Genomic DNA, 21,781 nt, shown 5'->3' on the forward strand with positions numbered 1-21,781 from the left:
AGCAGAACCTTGTTCGCAGACCATAGCAATCGCACCGGAATCTGGAACCGTGCCCATTATCTGGATCGGATGACGCTGAAGGAACTCACCGTCGCCTATTTCCAATATTATGCCATTCAGGCCTATCTCCTGCTGGCGGCCGTTTCCATTGCCTATGTGGTGTGGAATCCGCCCAGCCTGCTGGCTGGCGTGGCGGCTGCAGCCTTCACCGTGCTGGCCTATCCGATGATCTGGTATCTGCTGCACCGCTATGTGCTGCACAGCCAGTGGATGTACAAATCGCCGCTGACGGCGAAGGTGTGGAAGCGCATCCACTATGATCACCACCAGGATCCGAACCATCTGGAGGTGCTGTTCGGCGCGCTCTATACCACGCTGCCCACCATCGCCATTTCGGTGATCCCGGTGGGCTGGCTGATCGGTGGCCCGGGCGCCGCCGCCGTCGCCTTCGCGACCGGCCTGCTGGTGACGGCTGCCTATGAATATTTCCACTGCATCCAGCACCTCAGCTACAAGCCGAAGCACCCCTGGCTCGTGAACATGAAGAAGCGCCATATGGAGCATCACTTCCACGACGAGAATGGCAATTTCGGCATCACCAGCTTCTGGCCGGATCGGCTGTTCGGTTCCTATTACGAGCGGGACGAGCGCCCGGCGAAGTCCGCCACGGTGTTCAACCTTGGCTATACCGAGGAAGTGGCGAAATCCTTCCCATGGGTCTCCCGCATGTCGGGCGGCGTGGCGAAGGGCCACCCCCGCAAGCGGGCCGCCAACCAGAATGAAAAGCCCCGGCAGGACGCTGCGTAACGTGGCTGTCGACATAACTCCGGTCGGCTCCAAAGCCGACCGGAACGCCTTTGTGGACATGGTCTGGCCGCTGTATGCGAACGACCCGAACTGGCGGCCGCCGCTGAAAGATGAAGTCCACGCCCTGATCTCCGGGCCACGGCGCAACCCATGGTTCCTGCACGGCCGTGCGGCCTTCTTTCTTGCCCGGAAAGACGGCAAGATCGTCGGCCGTATTTCTGCGCAGGTCTGCGATCTGGTGCAGGAACGCCGCCCGGGCCTTGGCCAGTGGGGCCTGTTCGAAACCATCGACGATGCCGAAGTCGCCTCCGCGCTGATCCGCACGGCCGAAGATTGGCTGCGCGGGCAGGGCATGACGCAATCGCAAGGCCCGATCAGCATCTCCATCTGGGATGAACCCGGCCTGCTGGTCGATGGCTTTGATACCCCGCCCAAGGTGATGATGGGGCACCATCTGCCTTATTACGAGCGGCATGTGCTGGCGGCGGGCTATACCGGCGTGAAAGACCTGTTCGCGTGGAACGTGCCGGTAACGGATGGCTTCCCCGAAGTGGTGAACCGAATCGTTGCCGCCGGGGAGAAGAACAAGCGAATCAACATCCGCCCGGTGGATCTGAAGAAGTTCGATTCGGAAGCGCGAATCATCCTCGACATCCTGAACGAGGCGTGGGGCAACAATTGGGGCTTCGTGCCGCTGACCGATGCCGAGGTGGAGCATGTGGGCAAGAAGCTGAAGCCCATCGTTCTGCCGCATCAGGTGCTGATCGCCGAATATGATGACGAGCCCGTCGCCTTCATGATGTCGCTGCCGGATATCAATGAATTGACTCGCGAGCTGAACGGCCGCCTGCTGCCGTTCGGCTGGGCGAAGCTGTTGTGGCGGCTGCGCAATCCCCAGACGGAGTGGTTCCGCGTGCCGCTGATGGGCGTGCGCACGAAGCTGCAGGCCACGCGGACGGCTTCGTTGCTGGCGTTCATGATGATCGAATATGTGCGCCGCACCGGCGTGGGAAATCATGGTGCCAAATGGGCGGAGATCGGCTGGATTCTGGACGACAACGGCCCGATGATTTCCATCGCGGACGCCGTCGGGGCGAAGGTCGCCAAGACCTACCGCATCTACGAATCCGCACTTTAAGCGCGATTCACCCGAAAAGGACGCTGTTGGGTTAACGAAACTATGGCCCAACGGCGAGACTGTGGTATCCAACCCATCGGACCGCAGGGGGTGACAATCCTTTGCGATTCGATTCGTGTTGGGGAAACTTTCTGGCAGGATCGAAGCAGTGGCGTCTTCACGCATGGCAGACGTTGATCTCGCAGCCCGGGTCGCCCGGCTGACGGCTGGTCAGCGCGAATGTCTTGACCTTGTGGACGATCACGCGACCTCGAAAGAGATCGCGCGCCAGCTGGGAATCTCCCGCCATACCGTTGATGCGCGCCTGCGCGGCGCAATCCAGACATTGGGTGTGAGCAGCCGCCGAGAGGCCGCCATCATCTATCGTGCGGCGATGCAGGCAGAAGCCTATCAGCCGTTCGCATATCAATCGTCGCGGATTGTGACAGAGCTGCCCGAGCCGGAAAATGCCGGCCATGATGCAGACGACGAACCCGACGAATCGACCCTTGCGGCACCGGCCGCGGCAGCTGCCCACGCAGTTCCGCAGCCAGCCGTCGGTGTCGTTTCAGACAGTGCGGTGTGGACGGCAGTCCCCTCGCATGGGCTCCCGCTGCGTCAGCCCGCGCTCCGGCTCTGGGGAGGCTCAAATGACCTGAGCCCCTCCCAGCGAGTTGTCGGCATCCTGGTTGTGACGATCTTGGCGATGCTGGCATTCGGAGTGTTCCTGACAGGAATAGAAGCGCTCTCGCTCCTCCGTTCCTGATTTTCTTTCCTCCCTGGCCCAACGGACCATCCCGGAGCTTCCGGCGATGGCAGGAGAAATATTATGTCCAAGCATCGCAAAGAAGTCGCCATCACTGTTGCTCGTTCGCTCTATGCTTCGGAAGACGCGATCGACAGCGCCCTGACGCAAGTCGCCAACTTTGTCGCCATGATGCCCACCGCCCGGCAGGACGCCAAGTTCGCCGCCTGCGTTGGCCAGGATGCGCTGGCTCAGGCGATCGCTGCGATGACGATGCTGAATCAGGCCCGCGAAGCCATGGTCCGCGCCCACGACGCGCTGGCCGAAGTGCGCGACCAGTTCCACATCGGCCCGATGGGCTATGGCGTGGACCCCAACAAGCCGCTGCGCGAAGCCAGCAATCCGCTTCAGATTGTCGCCTGAAACGGACAAGCTTCAGGGAAATGGGCTTGTCTTTGAACGGTTGGTCAGCTGGATGCGAGGTATGCACATGTCAATGATGTTCATGCTCTTCGCCATCGCAACGATCACATCGATCGTTCTGGCCTGGTGGAAGGGAGGACGTGACGAGCGGCTGGCGGCAACCGCTCTGCTCGTCGCGGCCCTCATCTCCCCCATCCTGCAATCTCACCGCTATGCCTCCCCCGAAATGGGAATCGTGCTGGTCGATATCGGGTTGTTCGCAGCGCTTCTCGGCATTGCGCTCGTCTCGAAGGCTTTCTGGCCGATCTGGGCGACCGGTTTCCAGCTTTGCGCGGTCGCCGTGCATCTGGCCGCCGCCAAGTCGCCTCTCATGTTGCCGCAGACCTACGCCGAAGCACTTGCGATCTGGACCTTCCCGGTTCTCGCGGCGCTGATCCTTGGAACCTGGCACGAAGGAAGGATGCGCCATGGCAATGGCTAATGCGCTCCAGATCGCGCCGCCCGTCGGCGGCAATCTTCGGGCCGCCGCACAGCATCAGCCACGCGATCGCTGGCTGCTGATGCGGCTTCTGGCCGCCGGCCAGTCCACGCCGAAACTCGCGGAGCGGCTGATCGAGGAGCAAGGCTCGCTCGGCTCCGTCCTTTCCACCAGCGAGGAGCGGCTGCGCCAGCTGGGCGCTGATTCAAACGGAATCGCGATCCTGAACCTGATCCGCGAAACCATCGGCGTGGTGCTGGAACGCGGCGCGCAGGAACGGCTGCCCGTGGAAGGCGGGCTGGCACTCGCCGAAGCGATGTTCGCGGAGATGGCGCACCTCACCGTCGAGCAGGTCCGCGTTGCCTTTCTGGATGCCGGCCGCCGGCTGATCCGGGTGGAGGTGATGGGCAATGGAACTGTGCATGTCGCGCATGTCTATCCGCGCGAAATCGCCCGCCGTTGTCTGGAATTGTCGGCGTCGGCCGCAGTGCTGATCCACAACCACCCGTCAGGCGATCCAACGCCGTCATCAGAGGACATCCAGATGACTCGCAAGGTGCGCAAAGCGCTGGAAGCCATTGATGTTGCACTGGTCGATCATCTTGTGATCGGTCGGAAAGGCTTTCTGAGTTTCAGCGAGTGCGGATTGAAATAGGAGCTAAGTGATTGAAATCAAACAATGCGGGCATATCAACTGTTCGTATATCAATCATCCTAGATTGTTCGAGGCGGCAGCCATGACCCATAACGGGCTCAAGGCAACGAGGAAGAGTGGTTCCCACAGTCAAGGGAGCAGGCAGCCTCAACCAGCCAACCAGTCACGGCACGTCCGGGCCCTCCCCCGGGCATGACGGAGGTGACGGTGGCGTCCGATTTCCGACCCTGCGGACGCCACCGTCACCGAATTTTTCCACCAGAAATCCGTTCTGCACCAGATGTAGATTTTGCTCGCCTGAATTGTCTGGCGGGCCGGTTTGCGCGTGGGTGAAAATGTTCCGAACTGGCGGTGCGGTGTCCGGGGGATTCTTTGCCTCCGGCGGGCAGGGAAATGATTTCCCTGCACCCTCTAAGTTGGCGTTGTGGCCCAACTCCAGCGTCGTGCGGGTGATCAGATTCGATTGCCTGCGGCGCAACAGGCTCTCTCCCCCTGCAAGGGGGAGAGTTGGAGAGGGGGTGTCACCGTTTGGCCTGATCCACTGATATCACAACAAGCTCAACGGAAGCGCCGCAGGCCAAAACACCCAGCCTCACGCCAAGCGGATGGCCCCCACCCCAACCCCTCCCCTAAAGGAGGAGGGGCCAAAAAGTCCGGGGGTGCAGGGGCGTCACGCCTCTGCCGGGGTGAAGGGGCAGAGCCCCTTCGTTCTTCTTGCAAACCAACAACCTAAGCCAGTTCCACCCATACCGGCACATGGTCGCTCGCGCGTTCCGCGCCGCGCACTTCGCGGTCGATGCCGCAATCCGTCATTCGGTCTGCGGCGGCCGGGGAGAGCATCAGATGGTCGATGCGCAGGCCCCAGTTTTTCGGCCATGCGCCCGCCTGATAGTCCCAATAGCTGTAGCAGGGCGCGTGCGGGCGCTGGGCGCGGATGGCGTCTGTCCAGCCGGCTGCTTCCAGCATGCGGAAGCGGGCGCGCGATTCGGGCTGCACCAGCGCGTCTCCGGCCATCATGTCGGGGCGGGCGAGGTCGAGATCGGTTGGGCAGACGTTCCAGTCGCCAGCGAGGATCACCGGGGTTTCCTGTTCCCACAGCTCGGCTGCGCGGGCGGCCAGACGATCCATCCAGCCCAGCTTGTAGTCGAACTTGGGGCCGGGAACCGGGTTGCCGTTGGGCAGATACAGGCAGGCGAAGTGAACGCCTTCGATCCGGGCCTCGATCCAGCGCGATTGCACATCCTCCTCATCGCCGGGAAGTGTGCGCTGCACCTCCTCCATCGGCAGGCGGGAGAGGATGGCGACGCCGTTGAAGCCCTTTTGGCCATGTATCAATGATTGATATCCCAGCGCCTCGATGGCGGCGGCGGGGAATTTCTCGGATTCCGTCTTGATTTCCTGCAGGCCCACCACGTCGGGCTTCGCGCTTTCCAGCCACTCCAGCAGGCGGGGCAGCCGGGCGCCGATTCCGTTCACGTTGAAGGTGGCGAACTTCACTTGGACGTCAGACAGAGAAAGAGGTGCCGCAGCCGCAATTGGATGCGGCATTGGGGTTGCGCACCTGAAAGGCGGCCCCGCCCAGATTCTCCACGAAATCGACGACAGAGCCTTCCACCAGCGGCAGGCTGATGCTGTCCACCAGCAGGCCGACGCCGTCTGTGATCACCTGCACGTCGTCGGCGAGCGCGGTGTCCGCCATTTCGAAGCGATATTGGAAGCCCGCGCAGCCGCCGCCATCCACGGACAGTCGCAGGCGCGGCTCGGCGCGGCCCTGCTTCAGGGCGATCGCCGCGACACGCGCGGCTGCGGCGGATGTGAGGGAGATATCGGCCATGCGCCCGAAGTAGGCCCCGCACCGGCTGCCTGCAAGCCCCGCGCAGGGCGGGGCGGGTGGCTTACTGCGCCGAAGAGAGTTCCGGCCCGGCCTTTTCACTGTGATAGGCCAGCAGGTAGCGCGAGGATTCCAGGAACGGGCGCGGGTTCACCGGGCGGCCGTCGATCCGGACTTCATAGTGCAGGTGGGTGCCGGTGGAGCGGCCGGTGGAGCCCATCGCGCCGATCACTTCGCCGATGGCGACGGTGTCGCCCACATTCACCTTGATCTTCGAAAGGTGGCCATAGCGGGTCAGGATGCCCCGGCCATGGTCGATATCCACCGCCAGACCATAGCCGCCGAAGCGCTCGGCGCGGACGACGCGGCCCGCAGCGGCGGCATAGATCGGCTCGCCCATGGAACCCGCCATATCCAGCCCGGCATGTTGCGCCGCGCGGCCGTTGAACGGATCGTAACGGACGCCGTAGCTGGAGGTGAGCGTGTAGCTTTTGGCCGGAATGAAGGAGGGGAGCGACACCATCGCTTCTTCCAACTGCTCCACCCGTTGCCAGTTCACGAACAGCTCGGTGAAGCGCGGATCGGTGCCGCCCATCGCGTCGCCTGCGGGGATGAACGGGCCGCCGAGGCCGGTGCGGGTGAAACGTCCGGCGGATTGGGCGATGAAGCGGCCTGGGGTCAGCCCCAGCTTGCCGATCAGCGCCTCGGCGTCGCGAAGCCGGGTTTCGGCGGTGGCGGAAGCCTTGTCCACCAGCGCGAGCTGCTTTTGCTCCAGCGCGGCGAAGGGAGCGAGCACCCCGGCAGCGGCGGCCACATCGGCGGTTACCTTCCGCGTGGTGCGGGGCAGAAGTTCGGCGAGCGCTTCGCCACGGGCCTTGCCCGTCAACAGCGCGTCGAGGAATTGCTGGCGGGATTCGATCCGCTCGGCCGTGGTGGCAACGGTGCCTTTCAGCGCGGCGGTGTCGGCTTTCAGCGCCTGAACCTGTGCGGCCATCCGGGCCAGATCGGCCTGTGCCTGACTGTCGGCGGCCTGATCGGCGGCGGCTCCATTCACGGTGGAAACGGTCATCCACCCGGCGATCATTGCTGCAGTGCCAAGTCCCATGAGCTGTGCGTGCGTCCCGATTTTGATCGAGCGGTGCTCGCCATGGGATTCGATCCAGATCCGCCGTTCGGGAAGAAGCGAGCGCAACGAAGCTGCGGCGCGCTCTGCGGCACGGTTCACATGCTTCTGCATTGGCTTCCTTTGTAACCCCTCGTACGTGACCCGCGAAACCCTTGCGGCATTCGCCCGTTCTGGCTTCAGTTCAAGTTCGAATTTCGGTTCGAATTTTGGCCCCGCCTTCGTTTTGTGCCGGTCGCCCGGAACAACAACGTCAGCGGATGGTTACCGTTTAGAGACCGGGGCCGCGCCGCCAAGCGCCGTATACCATTCCGTCGTCAGACCGGCTTGTCGGCGCGCCGAGTCGTTGAACGGTGGCTTAACAGACCCCCGAAACAGCTGAGTCACCAGCTGTCGGAAGCGGCCTGAAGCTTCTGTCACTGATTCGGCACAAAGTTCGCGGAACCAGCGATTCCCTGCTTCCACATGGCCGATCTCGTCCGCCAATATTCGCTTCAGCACGGCGGCGGCGGCCTCGTCGCCCATCGCTTCGAACCGCTCGATCATCGCGGGCGTCACATCCAGCCCGCGCGCCTCCAGCACCTGCGGCACAAGGGCGAGGCGCGCTTCCAGATCATGCGCCGTCAATTGGGCGGCTTCCCACAGCCCGTCGTGCGCGGGCAGGTCGCCATAGGTGCCGCCGCCCGCGCGCAGCAGCCCCTGCACCAGTGCGAAATGTTGCGCCTCCTCGTCGGCGATGCGCAGCCAGTCATTGGTGAAGGCGCGCGGCATTCCGGCTCCCCAGCGCGCCACCAGATCAATCGCGAGGTCGATGGCATTGAACTCGATATGCGCCAGCGCGTGCAACAGGGCGAAGCGCATCGCCGGTGATCCCGCCCGCTTGCGCTTCGGCATCGCGCCGGGTGGCAGCAACTCCGGCCGGGCAGGGCGCGCGGGCCGGTCCGGCACGTCTGGCCCCTCTGCGCTGAAGCGGATGCCGCCCGCCTGCCAGCGCGCGAACAGTGCCCGCGCGGCGTCTGCCTTGGCATCCGCTCCGGCGGTCAGCAGCACCGCTACACAGGCTTCGCGGAGCGTTTGCATCGCCGCCGTCAGAGCGCCTGCGCCGCCTTCAAAACGGCTTCGGCATGTCCCGCCACCTTCACCTTGCGCCAGATGGCGGAGATCCGCCCGTCCGGCCCGATCAGGAAGGTGGAGCGGTCGATCCCCATATATTTCCGCCCATAGAGGGTCTTTTCCACCCACGAGCCATAAGCCTCGATCACCGCGCCCTCCGGGTCAGAGCCAAGCGCCACCGTCAGCGCATGCTTGGCCGCGAACTTGCGGTGCTTGGCCACCGTGTCTTTCGAAACGCCCAGCACGGCGGTCCCGGCCGCTGCGAACTGGCTCAGCAACCCGGAGAACTGGATCGCTTCGGTGGTGCAGCCAGCGGTGTCGTCTTTGGGGTAGAAATAGAGCACCAGCTTTTTCCCTGCATAGCCGAACAGGCTCACCGGCCCATCGGCCGTTTCCAGCGTGAAGGCGGGGGCGGGGCTGCCGATGTCGATGCTCATTTCGTCTCTCCCTGAAAAGTCTCGGCCCATATGCGGTTCACGGTGGCGCGCGCCTCGGCCAGATCGGCCTTCAGCGCGGGCAGGCCGGATCGGCCACAGGCGCGCGCGATCAAAGCTCCGGCGGCTGAATCCGGCGCGGCGGCGGCGTCATGCGGCTGCACCAGCCGCAGCATCACCAGCATCGCGTTCATCAGCCGGGCCGGTTCCACCAGTTCGGGCGCCAGCAGCGCGGCGGCCTTGTCCAGCGCGGGCGGCACCGGCTTGCCCGATGTCAGCGCCCGCACGGCAAGGATGAACTCGATATCGACAAGCCCGCCCTTCATCAGCTTCACATCGAACGGCCCGGCCGCGCCCTTGTGCTTCGCCATGTGTCGCCGCATCTCCAGCGCCTCGCGCTTCACATGCGCAGCATCGCGCGGAGCGGACACCAGCGCGTCGATCGCGGCTTGCGCGGCGGTGCGGTCCTCGGGCGTGCAGGCGATGGGCCGGGCGCGGGTCAGCGCCATCTGCTCCCACACGCCCGCATCCTCGCGCTGGTATCGCACGAAACTGTCGAGGCTGGCGGCGTGCAGCCCGTCCGCGCCGGAGGGGCGCAGCCGCGTGTCCACCTCATACAGCGGCCCGGCCGCAGTGGGCACCGTCAGCGCGGCGGTCAGCCGCGGCACCAGCCGGTTGAACCATGCGCTGGCGGTCATCGGCGGTGTGGCCGTGGAGTGGGCCTGATAATCGCCGGAAAACAGGAAGATCAGGTCCAGATCGGATTGCGCCGTCAACTGGCCGCCGCCGAAGCGGCCCAGCGCCAGCGGGATCAGCCGCCCGCCGGGGACTGAGCCGTGGCGCGCGGCGAACTCCGCCGTCACCGTGTCGGCCAGCAGCGCCACGGCGGCTTCGGCGATCAGCGCCAGCTCGCGGCTGGCGGAATCCGGGGTGATGGTGCCGTCGATCAGCTGCACGCCCAGCGCAAAGCGACGTTCCGCCGTCCAGATGCGTACCCGGTCCAGCAGTGCCTCGCCCTCCAGCCCCCGGCACAGGCTGCGCAGTTCGGCTTCAGCGGCGTCCGCATCGGGCAGCGGCGCGGCGGGCTCCAGCATCACGTCCAGCAGGCTGGGCCGCTTCGCCAACGCGTCGGCCAGCAAGGGCGTGGAGGTCAGCAGCCGCCCCAGCACCTTCGCCAGCGCCGGATGCGCCGCCAGAAGCCGCCAGAATTGCACGCCGGAGGGGAGAGCGGAAATCATCTGGTCCAGCCGCAGCAGCGCCTCGCGGCCGGTGCGGCCCACGCCCAGCTGCTGCACCAGCGCCGGGATCACGCTTTCGAAGGCGCGCTGCGCTTCCGGCGCGCGCAGCGAGCGTGGGCGGCCGGATCGCCAGCCTTCCACCAGCGTTGCCAGCAGCCGCCCGTCTTTCAGCTTCGCGCTTGTGGCCCATGCCTCCACTTCGGCGGGCAATTGCGGCAGGCGCGGACCGCGCTGCCCCTCGCCGGTTTCCAGCAGCCGGTCATACAGCTTCGCAACTGCCTTCAGCCGGGGGCTGAGCGTCGCCTCCGCCGCGCGCCAGTTGGCCATGCCCATCAGCCCGGCCACCTGCGCCCGCTCGGCGGCCTGTTTGGGCACGGCATGGGTCTGCTGATCCGCGATCATCTGGATGCGATGCTCCACCATGCGGTAATGGCGATAGGCGTCCGCCAGCAGGGTGGCATCCTCCGCACCGATCCGCCCGGCCTCGGCCAGCGCCGCCAGCGCATCCAGCGTCGCGCCTGCCCGCAGCGTGGGATCGCGGCCACCGAAGATCATCTGGTGCACCTGCGCATAGAATTCGCATTCGCGGATGCCGCCGCGCCCGCGCTTCAGGTCGAATCCCGGCCCCAGCTTCTCCACTTCGCCGAAATGGTCGCGGATCTGCTGTGACACATCGCGGATTTCCGCCAGCGCGGAATAATCGAGGCTACGCCGCCAGATGAAAGGCGAAATCTCGCGCAAGAACGCCTGCCCCATGGCGATATCGCCCGCCGCCGCGCGGGAGCGGATGAAGGCGGAGCGTTCCCATGCCAGCGCCTGAGACTGGTAATAATGCTCGGCCGCGCCGAGCGGCAGGGAGGAAGGCGTCGAATCCGGGTCCGGCCGCAGCCGCAGGTCCACCCTCAGCGCATAGCCGTCGCCGGTGCGCTCGCTCAGCAGGCTGCTCACCCGCCGCACCAGCCGCACGGCAGCCTCCGTCGGGTCTTCGCCGGGCCGGTGCGGCAGCACATCGGGATCGTGCAGGAATATCAGGTCGATGTCGGAGGAATAGTTCAGCTCGAAGCTGCCCATCTTGCCCAGCGCCAGCGCGACGAGTCCCCTGGGCGTCTGCTCGCGTTCGGCAAAAGCAGCGGTGATGGCAAAATCCAGCGCGCTGTCGGCAAAGCGGGTCAGCGCCCCCGTCACCTGCTCCAGCGGCCATGCGCCGGCCAGATCGGCCAGCGCCACCGTCAGCGCCACGCCGCCGCGCGCCTCCCGCACGGAGGGGAAGGGGCGTTCGGCATCCAGCCGCGCCACGCAGGCCGCCAGCGCCGCCTCGAAGCCGTCCGCCTGCATGATCTCCAGCAACTCGCCCTCGCGCCGGATCAGCCCGCGCAGGAAGGGTGAATGGGCTTCGGCCCTCGCGCGGGCATCGGCAAGGCTCATGTGTTGAACTCTCCGCGCGCGAAGGGGGCGCAAGGGCCGCCAATCCACACCCCGTCTGCGCGCACCTCGGCCAGAATCTCTGACGGCCGACCGATATGCCGCCCCTGCGACATCAGGAACCGCGCCTCCGCAGGCCGCAGGCTGTGCAGAAACGCCCCGAGTGCCGCCGCCGCGCTGCCGGTCGCCGGGTCTTCCGATATGCCGGAAAGCGGCGCGAACATCCGCGCATCCACCCGCGAGGGATCATTGCTGTCGCGCACATGCAGATGCAGCCCCAGCAAGCCGCCGGTCTGGCCGATGGTCCCCTCCACCCGCGCGAAGGCCTCCGCGTTCGGGCGCGCCCGTTCGAGCGCATCCGCCGTCACTTCCGCAAACAGGAACTCTGCGCCGACCGAGGCGAACGTCGGGCTGAAGCGCCCGTGCAGGATATCGGCCTCGGCGATCCCGGCCAGCCCGGCCACCACGGCAGGCGCAACCGCCGCGCCCAGCGCCAGCGCGCGCGGCGCACGGCACCATGCCCCCGTCACCGCGCCGCTTTCGCGAAGCACCTCCAGCTGCACCAGCCCGGCGGCTTCCTCGAAGCGCATCGCATCGCCCACCGGCTTGCCGAACAGGCTGCCCAGCCGCGCCGCGACAAAGGCGGTGCCCACATTGGGGTGCCCGGCAAACGGCATTTCCTCCTCCGGCGTGAAGATGCGCACTTGCGCATCGTTGGCGGGATCGGCGGGCGGCAGGATGAAGCTGGTTTCGGCGAAGTTGAACTCCCGCGCGATGGATTGCATCGCCGCCGTGTCCAGCCCGCGCGCATCCGTCACCACCGCCAGCTGGTTGCCCGCGCGCGCCGTCGCGGTGAACACATCGACGATCTCGAAGCTGTGGCTCATCGCGGCATCACCGGCAGATTGTCGATCAGCCGGGTGGTGCCCAGCTTCGCCGCCACGAACAGCCGCGCGCCCGCCACCGGACCTGAGACGGGTTGCAGCGACGCTTCATCCGCCAGTTGCAGATAATCCACCCGGAACCCGGCCGATTCCAACGCCGCCCGCGCGGCAGACAAAGTGTCCGGCACAGAGGCCCCGCCGCTGATCGTGCTGGCCGCCGCCTGCAAGGTATGGAACAGCGCCCCCGCCACCGCCCGCTGCTGCGGCGACAGGTAGGCATTGCGAGAACTCATCGCGAGGCCGTCGGATTCGCGCAGGATGGGTGCGCCCACGATTTCGGCGGGAATGTTCAGATCAATGGCAAGGCGGCGGATGATCGCCAGCTGCTGCCAGTCCTTCTCGCCGAATATCGCCACATCAGGGAAGGCCATCAGCAGCAGCTTCGTCACCACCGTCGCCACCCCGTCGAAATGGCCGGGGCGCGATGCCCCCTCCATCGGCCGGTCCAGCCCGCCCACGCTCACTGTGGTGGCATAACCGGCGGGATAGACCGCCTCCACCGGCGGCAGGAACAGCAAGTCGCACCCCGCGCCGCGCAGCAGCTCGGCATCGCGCGCCTCCTGCCGCGGGTAGCGGCCCAGATCCTCGGTCGCGCCAAACTGTTTGGGGTTCACGAAGATGCTGGCGACAACCCGGTGCGCCCGGCGCTTGCCGATTTCCACCAGAGACAAATGCCCCGGGTGCAGCGCCCCCATGGTGGGCACCATGGCGATCTTGTCGCCCGCCGCGCGCCACGCCCTGATTTTCGCCCGCAGGGCCACCACTGTCCGCGCCGTGTCCATCATTATCCTTGCTACCGGCCAGCTCTCGATTGACGAATCCCGGCATCTGGCCGCATGAGGAAGGGAAATGCGCCGGCGATGGGCCGGCATTCGCCGGAGGCAGGGCGTAATGTCAATCACGGGGATGTCCGGCCCGAATCTTGTGGGCAGCCGGGGCCGGAAAGGCCCGCACGTGATCGTGCTGGGCAATGAAAAGGGCGGGTCGGGCAAATCGACCACCGCCGTCCACCTCGCGCTCGCGCTGGCGCAGAGCGGAATCCGCCTTGCCGTCGCCGATCTGGATCACCGCCAGCAAAGCACGGCGCGCTATTTCGAGAATCGCCGCAACTGGGCCGAGCGGATGGGAATCGAGCTGTCGTCGGTGCCCGTCACCGTGCTGGGCGATGGCTCCACCGGCGCGCTGGACACGCTGGTTCGCGCCGATCTGGACGCCGTGGTGATCGACACGCCCGGCCGCGACTCGGAGATCGGCCGCGCCGCGATCGCCCGCGCAGACACGCTGATCACCCCCATCAACGACAGTTTCATCGATTTCGATCTGCTGGGGCAGGTCGATCCGGAAACCTACAAGGTGGTCCGCCCCAGCTTCTACGCCGAACTGGTGTGGAAGGCGCGGCAGGAGCGCGCCAAGCTGGACGGCGGGCAGGTGGACTGGATCGTGGTGAGGAACCGCCTCTCCACGCTGGAGGCGCGCAACCGCCGCCGCGTGGGCACCGCGCTGGAGGAACTTTCCAAGCGAATCGGCTTCCGCGTGGCGCCGGGCTTTTCTGAGCGGGTGATCTACCGCGAACTGTTCCCGCGCGGCCTGACGCTGCTGGATATGGAGCATCTGGAAGCGTCCGTCAGCCATGTGGCCGCCCGCGCGGAGCTTCGCGAGCTGATCGCGGCGCTGCAACTGCCGCTGGCCCCGGCCGACAGCGGGGAAACCGAGCCCAGCCGGGAGGCTGCCGCCTAGGTAGCGCCGCCGATGGGGCCGTTCGCATTATTGCTGGTCGCCGCAGTCGGTTGGCTGTGGTGGAAGGGGCATCTGGGGCGCGATTCCGGGCGCAAGCTGGCGCTCGCCGGTGGAGCGGGCTTGTCTGCATGGCTGATGGCGCGCGGGCAGACGCTGCCCGCGCTGGGGCTTGCGGCGGCAACCGTAGCGCTGGGCTTCGGCGGCTGGATGCGGGCGAAAGTGTCCGCCATTCCCATGGACGAGCTGGAGGCGCGGCAACTGCTGGGTTTGCCGCTTCGTGCCAGCACAGAGGAGATTCAACAGGCGCACCGGCGGCTGATCACGGCTGCACACCCGGATCGTGGCGGAGACCCCGAACTGGCGCGTCGGCTGAACGCGGCGCGCGATCTGTTAATAGGCATTAATAAGTCGCGCGGTTGAACGGGGTTCCGCCTGCGTCCATATTGCAGCGCAACAACAGGTCCGGGTTCGCTTTGAGGAGTTAGGGGCAAATGCAAAAGCATGATTTCCACCCGACATCGCTTCGGGAATATGACATTCGCGGCATCATCGGCGAAACGCTGGGCGAACAAGACGCCTATGCCATCGGCCGGGGCTTCGGCACGGTGGTGCGCCGCGCGGGCGGTAAGCTGGTCAGCGTCGGCTATGACGGCCGCCACAGCTCCCCCGCGCTGGAAGCAGCACTGGTGGAGGGGCTGAACGCCAGCGGCGTGGACGCGGTGCGCGTGGGGCTGGGTTCCACCGGCATGCTCTATTATTCGGTGTATGAACTTCAGGCCGATGGCGGCGTGATGATCACCGGCAGCCACAATCCGCCGGATTACAATGGCTTCAAGATGCTGCTGAAGGATCGCCCCTTCTTCGGCGCAGACATCCGCGCGCTGGGCGAAGCCGCTGCCAAGGGCGATTGGGACAGCGGGCAGGGCATCAGCACAGAGGTTGATCTGCTGGATCGTTACGTGGCGCGCTTGCAGAAAGACAATCAGGTGAAGCCGTTCCGCATCGGCTGGGATGCCGGGAACGGCGCGACGGGCGAGGCGCTGGAAAAGCTGCTGAAAACGCTGCCCGGCGAACATCATGCGCTGTTCACGAAAATCGACGGCGATTTCCCGAACCACCATCCGGATCCGACGGTGGAGAAGAATCTGGAAGATCTGCGGCAACTGGTCGCGGAACTGAAGCTCGATTTCGGCATCGCCTTCGATGGCGACGGAGACCGGATCGGCGCGATCGACGGGGAAGGGCGGATCGTCTGGGGCGATCAGCTGCTGGCGATTCTGGCCGAGCCGGTGCTGAAGGAACTGCCCGGTTCCACCATCATCGCCGATGTGAAGGCCAGCCAGGCGCTTTATGATCGCATCGCAGAACTGGGCGGCAAGCCCTTGATGTGGAAGACAGGCCATAGCCTGATCAAGGCGAAGATGAAGGAAGTGGATTCGCCGCTGGCGGGCGAAATGTCCGGCCATATCTTCTTCAAGCACCGCTGGTATGGCTTCGACGACGCGCTCTATGCCGCCATCCGCCTGATCGAGGCGGTCGGCGAACTGGGCGGCTCGCTCACCGCGCTGAAATCGGCGATGCCCGCCGTGGTGAACACCCCGGAAATGCGCTTCCCCTGCTCGGAAGAACGCAAGTTTGTCGTGGTGGACGAAGTGCTGGCCCGGCTGAAGGCGGACGGTGCGCAGGTGAATGACACCGACGGCGCACGGGTGAACACGCCCGACGGCTGGTGGCTGCTGCGTGCGTCCAACACGCAGGATGTGCTGGTGGCCCGCGCGGAAGCGAAAGACGAAGCGGCGCTGGAGCGGCTGAAGGCAGCCATCGATGCGCAACTGGCGCTGTCGGGCGTGGAGCGGGTGGAGACTGGCCACTAAGCGGTTGAAAAGGTGTAGCTTTCCCTTCATGCTGCACTGCACAAAAACATCTTGCAATCGGCGTTCCGATTGTTTATTGTGCGGTGCAGCAACAAAGGAGTGAGCACTCGATGGCTGCTGCCAAGCCTGTCCGTAAGTCTGTGCCGAAGAAGCCTGAGGCCGTGGCGGCTGAACCCGTCGCGCCTGCCAAGGTTTCGAAGCCAGCCGCGCTGAAGGCTGACGCGCCGGTCAAGGCTGCGCCGGTTAAACCGGCTGCCAAACCGGCCCCCGCAAAGGCACCGGCCAAGGCGGTTGTGAAGCCTGCACCGGAGCCTGAGTCTGCCGTGGTTGTGCCGGTTGCAGCCGTCGTGAAGGCGAGGCCGAAGGCCGCGAAATTGCCCGCTCCAAAAATTACCCCGCCCCCTGTTTTGGAGACTGCACCCATGAACGCCGATCCTTTCACCAAGCAATTCGAAGCCGTCGCGCCCGCCATCGAAAAGGCGACGTCCGATGCAGTTGCCCAGGCGCAGGCCGCGCAGGAGCAGTTCACCGAAAAGCTCAAGGAACTGATGGAGAAGAATATGAAGTCCGTCACCGAAATGTCTGATTTCGCCAAGGGCAATGTCGAAGCGCTGGTCGAAAGCGCAAAGGCTGCCGCCGCTGGTGCTGAAACGCTGACCGCGCACTTCGTGGAATCCTCCAAGAAGGCAGCAGAAGAAGCGCAAGCCGCCTTCAAGACGCTGTCTGCCAGCAAGAGCCCGAACGAGTTCATGGCCGCGCACAGCGAATACACCAAGGCGCAGTTCGACAAGGCCGTGGCGAACGCCAGCCACCTCACCGAAACCTGGCTGAAGCTGGCCGGTGAAGTTGTGCAGCCGATTTCCAGCCGCGTTGCTCTCGCGTCCGAGACCGTGAAGAAGTCGATCTCGGCGTAAAGCCAAAGGCGGCCGCGATTATGGCGAAGCCATAACTCGCGGACTCGCCGAAGGCTCGGCCGGCACGAAAAAAGGGCGAGGCATCAGCCTCGCCCTTTTTTGCGTGTCCGACGGCGCGGCTTCGCCGCGCTCTTACTTCCTTTTCTTCCTTCTTCCTCAACTCAACCGGACTCGCTGGCTAAGCCAGCGGCCGGTCCCTCCGCGCTGCCCGGCCTCGCCGCGTCCCGCACGGCCCCCAACAAAAACTCCACATTCCCCTCAGGCCCGGTGATCGGCGACGTCTCCACCCCCAGCACCCGCCACCCCTTGCTTGCCACCCACGCGGCAGCCTCCGCACACACCCGCGCGTGCACCGCCGGATCGCGCACGACACCCCCCTTGCCGACCTCCCCGCGCCCGGCCTCGAACTGCGGCTTCACCAGCGCCACCAGATGCGCGCCTTCGCGGGCGAACCCCAAGGCGGCATCCAGAACTTTCGCCAGAGAGATAAAGCTGGCGTCGCACACGATGATATCCACCGGCTCAGGCACATGCTCCGCCGTCAGCGCGCGCGCGTTCGTCTGTTCATGCACCACCACGCGCGGGTCCTGCCGCAGCTTCCACGCCAGCTGGTTGGTGCCCACATCCACCGCATACACCTTCGTGCTCCCACGCGAGAGTAGCACATCGGTAAACCCCCCGGTAGAGGAGCCAACATCCAGCCCCACCGCGCCCACCACATCAATGCCGAAATGCGCCAGCCCGTGGTCCAGCTTCAGCCCCCCGCGCGACACCCACGGATGATCCTTCCCCCGCACATCCAGCACGGCATCAGCAGCCAGCATCTCGCCAGCCTTCGCAACCTTGCGCTCCCCGGCAAACACCAGCCCGGCCATGATCAACGCCTGCGCCCGCGACCGGCTCTCAGCCAGCCCACGCTCCACCAGCAGCTGATCCACACGGCTTTTCGCCATCAGACGAAGGGGTTTCGAATGGTGAGCCGCCCGTCGATCACGAGGCCATCGTGCATGTCTTCGGACCAGAAAATGGAGCAGCCAATCGAAAGCGCGGCCGAAAGAAGGAGGGAATCGTAGATCCCGAGATCATATCGCTCAGCAAGCCCGATGCCGCCGCGATGGATATCGAGGGTCAGCGGCACGGGTTTGGGCACGAGATCCTGAAGGACCGCAAGCGCGCGATTGATTTCCGGCCACTGCATTCGAAGCCTGCGCCGGGCGGCAAGCGCAAATTCGTTCAGTGATTGAACGCCAAGGTAATTGGCTCCGTTTAACAAGGCAAAAGCCTTGTCCGCCTTCCCATCATCGGGCTGGAAGGCGTAGACCAGCACATTCGTGTCAAGAAAACCCTTCACTTGCCGGGCACGATATCCGGCCCGCGCAGGTTTTCCGTTTCGAAATCGATCTTCCAATCGGCAGGCAGGGGGCGGGCAAGCCGACGAATTTCCGCCAGCGCAGCCGCGCGGCGATCCCGGGGCGCAAGTACCAGCGTTCCGTCGTCCCCGGCCGTCACATCGACATCATCGCCTTCCTTGATTCCAAGCGCCCGCGCGACATCGGCGGGAATACGGACAGCAAGGCTGTTGCCCCAGCGGGCGATTTGCATGGCGAACTCCGTGGATATACGTTGACAAGAAGTATATCCAACGAACGCTGTCCCGACAAGCCAGTGCGGGACCAGTCAGGCAGAAGCCGCGTCTACGCCCGCGCGCCCTCGCTCACATCCACGCTGTTGTGGCGCAGCGTCGTCAGCACCGTTTTCACGATGCCTGCCGCGTCCAGCCCGGCTTCGGCATATTGTTTCGCGGGCGAGTCATGCTCCTGGAACACGTCCGGCAGACGCATGGTGCGGATTTTCAGGCCCGTATCCAGCAGCCCTTCGTCGCTCGCCAGTGTCAGCACATGCGCGCCGAAGCCGCCGATGGCGTTTTCCTCGATCGTCAGCACCACCTCGTGCGACGCGCACAGCTTGCGGATCAGCGCTTCGTCCAGCGGCTTGGCAAAGCGCAGGTCGGCCACCGTGGTGGAAAGCCCCTTGGCATCCAGCTCGTCGGCGGCCTTGAGCGCCTCGGCCAGGCGGGTGCCCAGAGACAGGATGGCAACCTTCTTGCCCTCGCGAACGATGCGGCCCTTGCCGATCTCCAGCTTCTCCGGCGTGGCGGGCAGGGGCACGCCCACGCCTTCGCCGCGCGGGTAGCGCAGGGCAATCGGCCCGGCGTCATATTCGTTCGCCGTGTGCACCATATGCACCAGCTCCGCCTCGTCGGCGGCGGCCATCACCACCATGTTCGGCAGCGTCGCCAGATAGGTGACGTCGAAGCTGCCCGCATGGGTGGAGCCGTCCGCGCCCACCAGCCCGGCGCGGTCGATACCGAAGCGCACCGGCAGATTCTGGATGCACACATCATGCACCACCTGATCGTAAGCGCGCTGCAGGAAGGTGGAATAGATAGCCGCCCACGGGCGGAACCCTTCCGCCGCAAGGCCAGCCGCGAAGGTCACGGCATGCTGTTCGGCGATGCCCACATCGAAGCAGCGATCCGGGAACGCCTTCTGGAATTTGTCGAGGCCCGTGCCGGACGGCATCGCGGCGGTGATCGCCACCACGCGCGGATCGCGCGTGGCTTCCGCCACCAGCGCATCGGCGAACACGCCCGTATAGCTCGGCGGACCGCCCGGCGCGGGCTTGTGCTGCTTGCCCGTCACCACGTCGAACTTCACCACGCCATGATATTTGTCTGCGGCGGCCTCGGCCGGGGCGTAGCCCTTGCCCTTCTTCGTCACCACATGGATCAGGCACGGCCCTTCGGCGGCGTCGCGGATATTCTCAAGGATGGGCACCAGCACATCCAGATTGTGCCCGTCGATGGGGCCGACATAATAAAAGCCCAGCTCCTCGAACAGGGTGCCGCCGGTACCCAGCGTGCGGAAGAATTCGTCGGCGCGCTTCGCCGGGGCCTTCAGCGGTTCGGGCAGGGCCTTCTTCGCCAGTTGCCGCACGGCATCGCGGATTTCGAGGAAGGTGTTGGAGCTATAGGCCCGCGCCAGATAGGCCGACAGCGCGCCCACCGGCGGCGCAATCGACATGTCATTGTCGTTCAGCACCACGATCAGCCGGTTGCCCGCCTCGCGCGCATTGTTCATCGCTTCATAGGCCATGCCCGCGCTCATCGCGCCATCGCCGATCACGGCGATGGCCTTGTTCGGCCCGCCGGACAGCTTGTTGGCAATGGCGAAACCCAGCGCGGCGGAGATCGAGGTGGAGCTGTGCGCCGCCCCGAACGGATCATATTCGGATTCGCTCCGCCGGGTGAAGCCGGACAGCCCGCCGCCTTGCCGCAGCGTGCGCATGCGGTCGCGTCGGCCTGTCAGGATCTTGTGTGGATAGGCCTGATGCCCCACGTCCCAGATCAGCTTGTCGTCCGGCGTATTGAACACATAGTGCAGCGCGACGGACAGCTCCACCACGCCCAGCCCGGCCCCCAGATGCCCGCCGGTCACGCTGACCGCGTCGATCATCTCAGCGCGCAACTCATCGGCCAGCTGGCGCAACTGTTCGGGCTTCAGCGCCCTCAACTGGGGCGGAATCACTGCCTTGTCGAGAAGCGGGGTCTCGGGCCGGCGATAGGGCGGCGTGGGGGCCGCGCCTTGGGTCTTGTCCGTCATGCGATCCGATTTAGCGCGAACTGCACGTTCACGAAAGCGACATTGTCACGCCGCGCCCTCAGGCGTTGCCCGTCTGCGCGGCTCCGTTGCAGGCCGAACACAGGCCCATCAGCTCAAGGACGGGGCGGCGCGGGGTGAATCCGGCGGTTCGCGCCCGGCTGCGCATGCCGTCGGCCAGCTTGTCGTCATCCAGATGGGCGATCTGGCCGCAATCTTCGCACACAAGGAAAATGCAGTCATGCGAACAACTTGGATGCACGTTCACCACATAGGCGTTGCGGCTTTCCACCCGCTTGGCCAGATTGTGCGCCACGAACAGGTCCAGGATTCGATACACGCTGTTGGCCGCGATCCGCCGCCCGGTGGCCGCCGAAACCCTGTCCGCCACATCATAGGCGGAAACCGGCGCACCGCCGCCCGAAGAACCACCGGCCAGCGCATCGAACACGGTTTCGCGCAAATCCGTCCATTGCACGCCCTGTTCGGCCAGCGTGGCGACAGCGGCCTGCTTCAGCGCATCGCTTCCGGCCTGCAAATGTGCGCCGGTGCGATGGGGGTGGGGAACGGGGGCCTGAACGGTCATTGCCGTGCTCAGTCCTCGCTCTCGTCGGGCTTGGCGGCATTCGCCTTCGCGCCGGTGTCCAGCTTCGCCGTCTGCTCCACCGGGGTTTTCGGCCCGCGCGCGATAGCTGCGGCCAGCCGGTCTGCCTGTGGGCAGGGGCCTGCGCACAGCGTTTTCACCCGTTCAAGATTGGCTTCCGCCCGCGCCTTCGCGCCACGCTCCACCATCGCCACGCCTTGCAGTTCCAGCGTGGAAAGATCGTTCGGCTCGATGGCCAGCGCCTCGCGATAGAAGCGCACGGCCTTGCCTGGCAGGCCGTCCGCCTCGGCCGCGCGGGCCATGCCGATATAGGCCTGCCGGTTGCGTGGATCTGCAGCCAGCGCCGCTTCGAACTGGTCCGTCGCCTCCTGCGCCTTGCCCTGCGCCAGCAGCGCTTCGCCCGCCTTCAGCTTTTCCAGCGACAGCGGCGCGATCTGGTTGTCCGGCAGGCCGCGCGCGGGGGCGGCATCGGGCACAGCGGCGCGCGGCTTCGCCGCAGACAGCGGCGCGGCGGCAACCAGCGCCAGCCCGATTGTCATCCCGGCTGTCAGGGCGATCCGTGCAAAACCCTTACGGCGGGCTGCAAAGCCTTCGACCATCTTTATCCCTCTCTTGGCGGGCAAACCGCCAGTCCGTCCCGAGTCCCCACCGGGAACTGTCGTT

At 65.5% G+C, this 21,781-nt stretch carries 24 protein-coding genes; 10 read left to right on the forward strand and 14 right to left on the reverse strand.

What is annotated here, in order from left to right:
• Positions 1 to 69 precede the first annotated feature (69 nt).
• The 6 genes from FJQ54_RS09120 (at position 70) to FJQ54_RS09145 (ending at position 4,225) form a co-directional block, all read left to right on the forward strand.
• On the forward strand, positions 70 to 807 hold the full coding sequence (locus FJQ54_RS09120) for a sterol desaturase family protein (RefSeq protein WP_140928287.1): 738 nt from the start codon (positions 70 to 72) through the stop codon (positions 805 to 807).
• Complete coding sequence (locus FJQ54_RS09125) at positions 800 to 1,945, forward strand: GNAT family protein (protein WP_140928288.1); 1,146 nt, start codon at positions 800 to 802, stop codon at positions 1,943 to 1,945. The genes FJQ54_RS09120 and FJQ54_RS09125 overlap by 8 nt, the downstream gene beginning before the upstream one ends.
• A gap of 163 nt (positions 1,946 to 2,108) precedes the next feature.
• A complete protein-coding gene (locus tag FJQ54_RS09130; protein ID WP_140928112.1) occupies positions 2,109 to 2,690 on the forward strand; it encodes a helix-turn-helix domain-containing protein in 582 nt (193 codons plus the stop codon).
• A 63-nt stretch (positions 2,691 to 2,753) separates the two neighbouring features.
• Entirely contained in the window at positions 2,754 to 3,092 is a 339-nt protein-coding gene (locus FJQ54_RS09135) for a hypothetical protein (RefSeq protein WP_140928113.1), read from the forward strand.
• A gap of 67 nt (positions 3,093 to 3,159) precedes the next feature.
• Positions 3,160 to 3,573, forward strand: a complete 414-nt coding sequence (locus FJQ54_RS09140) for a hypothetical protein (protein ID WP_140928114.1) — start codon at positions 3,160 to 3,162, stop codon at positions 3,571 to 3,573.
• A complete protein-coding gene (locus FJQ54_RS09145) occupies positions 3,560 to 4,225 on the forward strand; it encodes a JAB domain-containing protein (protein WP_140928115.1) in 666 nt (221 codons plus the stop codon). Before FJQ54_RS09140 ends, FJQ54_RS09145 begins: the two co-directional genes overlap by 14 nt.
• A gap of 729 nt (positions 4,226 to 4,954) precedes the next feature.
• On the opposite strand, the gene xth is transcribed toward FJQ54_RS09145, so the two are convergent.
• From xth to panC, 8 genes are all read right to left on the reverse strand, one after another.
• Complete coding sequence (gene xth, locus FJQ54_RS09150) at positions 4,955 to 5,722, reverse strand: exodeoxyribonuclease III (protein WP_140928116.1); 768 nt, start codon at positions 5,720 to 5,722, stop codon at positions 4,955 to 4,957.
• Positions 5,723 to 5,729: 7 nt separating this feature from the next.
• Entirely contained in the window at positions 5,730 to 6,059 is a 330-nt protein-coding gene (locus tag FJQ54_RS09155) for a HesB/IscA family protein (protein WP_140928117.1), read from the reverse strand.
• Positions 6,060 to 6,120: 61 nt separating this feature from the next.
• Positions 6,121 to 7,293 (reverse strand): M23 family metallopeptidase, encoded by a 1,173-nt coding sequence (locus tag FJQ54_RS09160; RefSeq protein WP_140928118.1) that lies wholly within the window; start codon positions 7,291 to 7,293, stop codon positions 6,121 to 6,123.
• A gap of 150 nt (positions 7,294 to 7,443) precedes the next feature.
• Entirely contained in the window at positions 7,444 to 8,259 is an 816-nt protein-coding gene (locus FJQ54_RS09165; RefSeq protein ID WP_140928119.1) for a ferritin-like domain-containing protein, read from the reverse strand.
• 8 nt (positions 8,260 to 8,267) lie between these two features.
• Positions 8,268 to 8,729 (reverse strand): peroxiredoxin, encoded by a 462-nt coding sequence (locus FJQ54_RS09170; protein ID WP_140928120.1) that lies wholly within the window; start codon positions 8,727 to 8,729, stop codon positions 8,268 to 8,270.
• Positions 8,726 to 11,389, reverse strand: a complete 2,664-nt coding sequence (locus FJQ54_RS09175) for a [protein-PII] uridylyltransferase family protein (RefSeq protein ID WP_140928121.1) — start codon at positions 11,387 to 11,389, stop codon at positions 8,726 to 8,728. The genes FJQ54_RS09170 and FJQ54_RS09175 overlap by 4 nt, the downstream gene beginning before the upstream one ends.
• On the reverse strand, positions 11,386 to 12,273 hold the full coding sequence (locus FJQ54_RS09180) for a PhzF family phenazine biosynthesis protein (protein WP_140928122.1): 888 nt from the start codon (positions 12,271 to 12,273) through the stop codon (positions 11,386 to 11,388). Before FJQ54_RS09180 ends, FJQ54_RS09175 begins: the two co-directional genes overlap by 4 nt.
• A complete protein-coding gene (gene panC / locus FJQ54_RS09185; RefSeq protein WP_140928289.1) occupies positions 12,270 to 13,112 on the reverse strand; it encodes a pantoate--beta-alanine ligase in 843 nt (280 codons plus the stop codon). The genes FJQ54_RS09180 and panC overlap by 4 nt, the downstream gene beginning before the upstream one ends.
• A gap of 109 nt (positions 13,113 to 13,221) precedes the next feature.
• Between panC and FJQ54_RS09190 the strand changes: the two genes are divergently transcribed.
• The 4 genes from FJQ54_RS09190 (at position 13,222) to FJQ54_RS09205 (ending at position 16,855) form a co-directional block, all read left to right on the forward strand.
• Positions 13,222 to 14,067 (forward strand): division plane positioning ATPase MipZ, encoded by an 846-nt coding sequence (locus FJQ54_RS09190; protein ID WP_328592171.1) that lies wholly within the window; start codon positions 13,222 to 13,224, stop codon positions 14,065 to 14,067.
• A 12-nt stretch (positions 14,068 to 14,079) separates the two neighbouring features.
• A complete protein-coding gene (locus tag FJQ54_RS09195) occupies positions 14,080 to 14,487 on the forward strand; it encodes a J domain-containing protein (RefSeq protein WP_140928123.1) in 408 nt (135 codons plus the stop codon).
• 71 nt (positions 14,488 to 14,558) lie between these two features.
• Complete coding sequence (gene pgmG / locus FJQ54_RS09200; RefSeq protein WP_140928124.1) at positions 14,559 to 15,941, forward strand: phosphoglucomutase/phosphomannomutase PgmG; 1,383 nt, start codon at positions 14,559 to 14,561, stop codon at positions 15,939 to 15,941.
• Between the two features lie 110 nt (positions 15,942 to 16,051).
• Positions 16,052 to 16,855, forward strand: a complete 804-nt coding sequence (locus tag FJQ54_RS09205; RefSeq protein ID WP_140928125.1) for a phasin family protein — start codon at positions 16,052 to 16,054, stop codon at positions 16,853 to 16,855.
• Between the two features lie 161 nt (positions 16,856 to 17,016).
• On the opposite strand, the gene FJQ54_RS09210 is transcribed toward FJQ54_RS09205, so the two are convergent.
• The 6 genes from FJQ54_RS09210 to FJQ54_RS09235 form a co-directional block, all read right to left on the reverse strand.
• On the reverse strand, positions 17,017 to 17,808 hold the full coding sequence (locus FJQ54_RS09210; protein WP_140928126.1) for a TlyA family RNA methyltransferase: 792 nt from the start codon (positions 17,806 to 17,808) through the stop codon (positions 17,017 to 17,019).
• Positions 17,808 to 18,206, reverse strand: coding sequence for a PIN domain-containing protein (locus tag FJQ54_RS09215; protein ID WP_181160073.1), 399 nt, complete (start codon positions 18,204 to 18,206; stop codon positions 17,808 to 17,810). Before FJQ54_RS09215 ends, FJQ54_RS09210 begins: the two co-directional genes overlap by 1 nt.
• A complete protein-coding gene (locus FJQ54_RS09220; protein WP_140928128.1) occupies positions 18,203 to 18,457 on the reverse strand; it encodes an AbrB/MazE/SpoVT family DNA-binding domain-containing protein in 255 nt (84 codons plus the stop codon). The genes FJQ54_RS09215 and FJQ54_RS09220 overlap by 4 nt, the downstream gene beginning before the upstream one ends.
• A 92-nt stretch (positions 18,458 to 18,549) precedes the next feature.
• The gene (dxs, locus tag FJQ54_RS09225) at positions 18,550 to 20,517 is read right to left on the reverse strand and encodes a 1-deoxy-D-xylulose-5-phosphate synthase (RefSeq protein ID WP_140928129.1); all 1,968 of its coding nucleotides are present in this window, start codon (positions 20,515 to 20,517) and stop codon (positions 18,550 to 18,552) included.
• A gap of 58 nt (positions 20,518 to 20,575) precedes the next feature.
• Positions 20,576 to 21,100: a Fur family transcriptional regulator gene (locus tag FJQ54_RS09230; RefSeq protein WP_140928130.1), complete on the reverse strand. Its 525-nt coding sequence runs from the start codon at positions 21,098 to 21,100 to the stop codon at positions 20,576 to 20,578.
• A gap of 8 nt (positions 21,101 to 21,108) precedes the next feature.
• The gene (locus FJQ54_RS09235; protein WP_181160074.1) at positions 21,109 to 21,717 is read right to left on the reverse strand and encodes a tetratricopeptide repeat protein; all 609 of its coding nucleotides are present in this window, start codon (positions 21,715 to 21,717) and stop codon (positions 21,109 to 21,111) included.
• Positions 21,718 to 21,781 lie beyond the last annotated feature (64 nt).

It is taken from the genome of Sandaracinobacter neustonicus, from assembly GCF_006385875.1.
GTDB lineage: Bacteria > Pseudomonadota > Alphaproteobacteria > Sphingomonadales > Sphingomonadaceae > Sandaracinobacteroides > Sandaracinobacteroides neustonicus.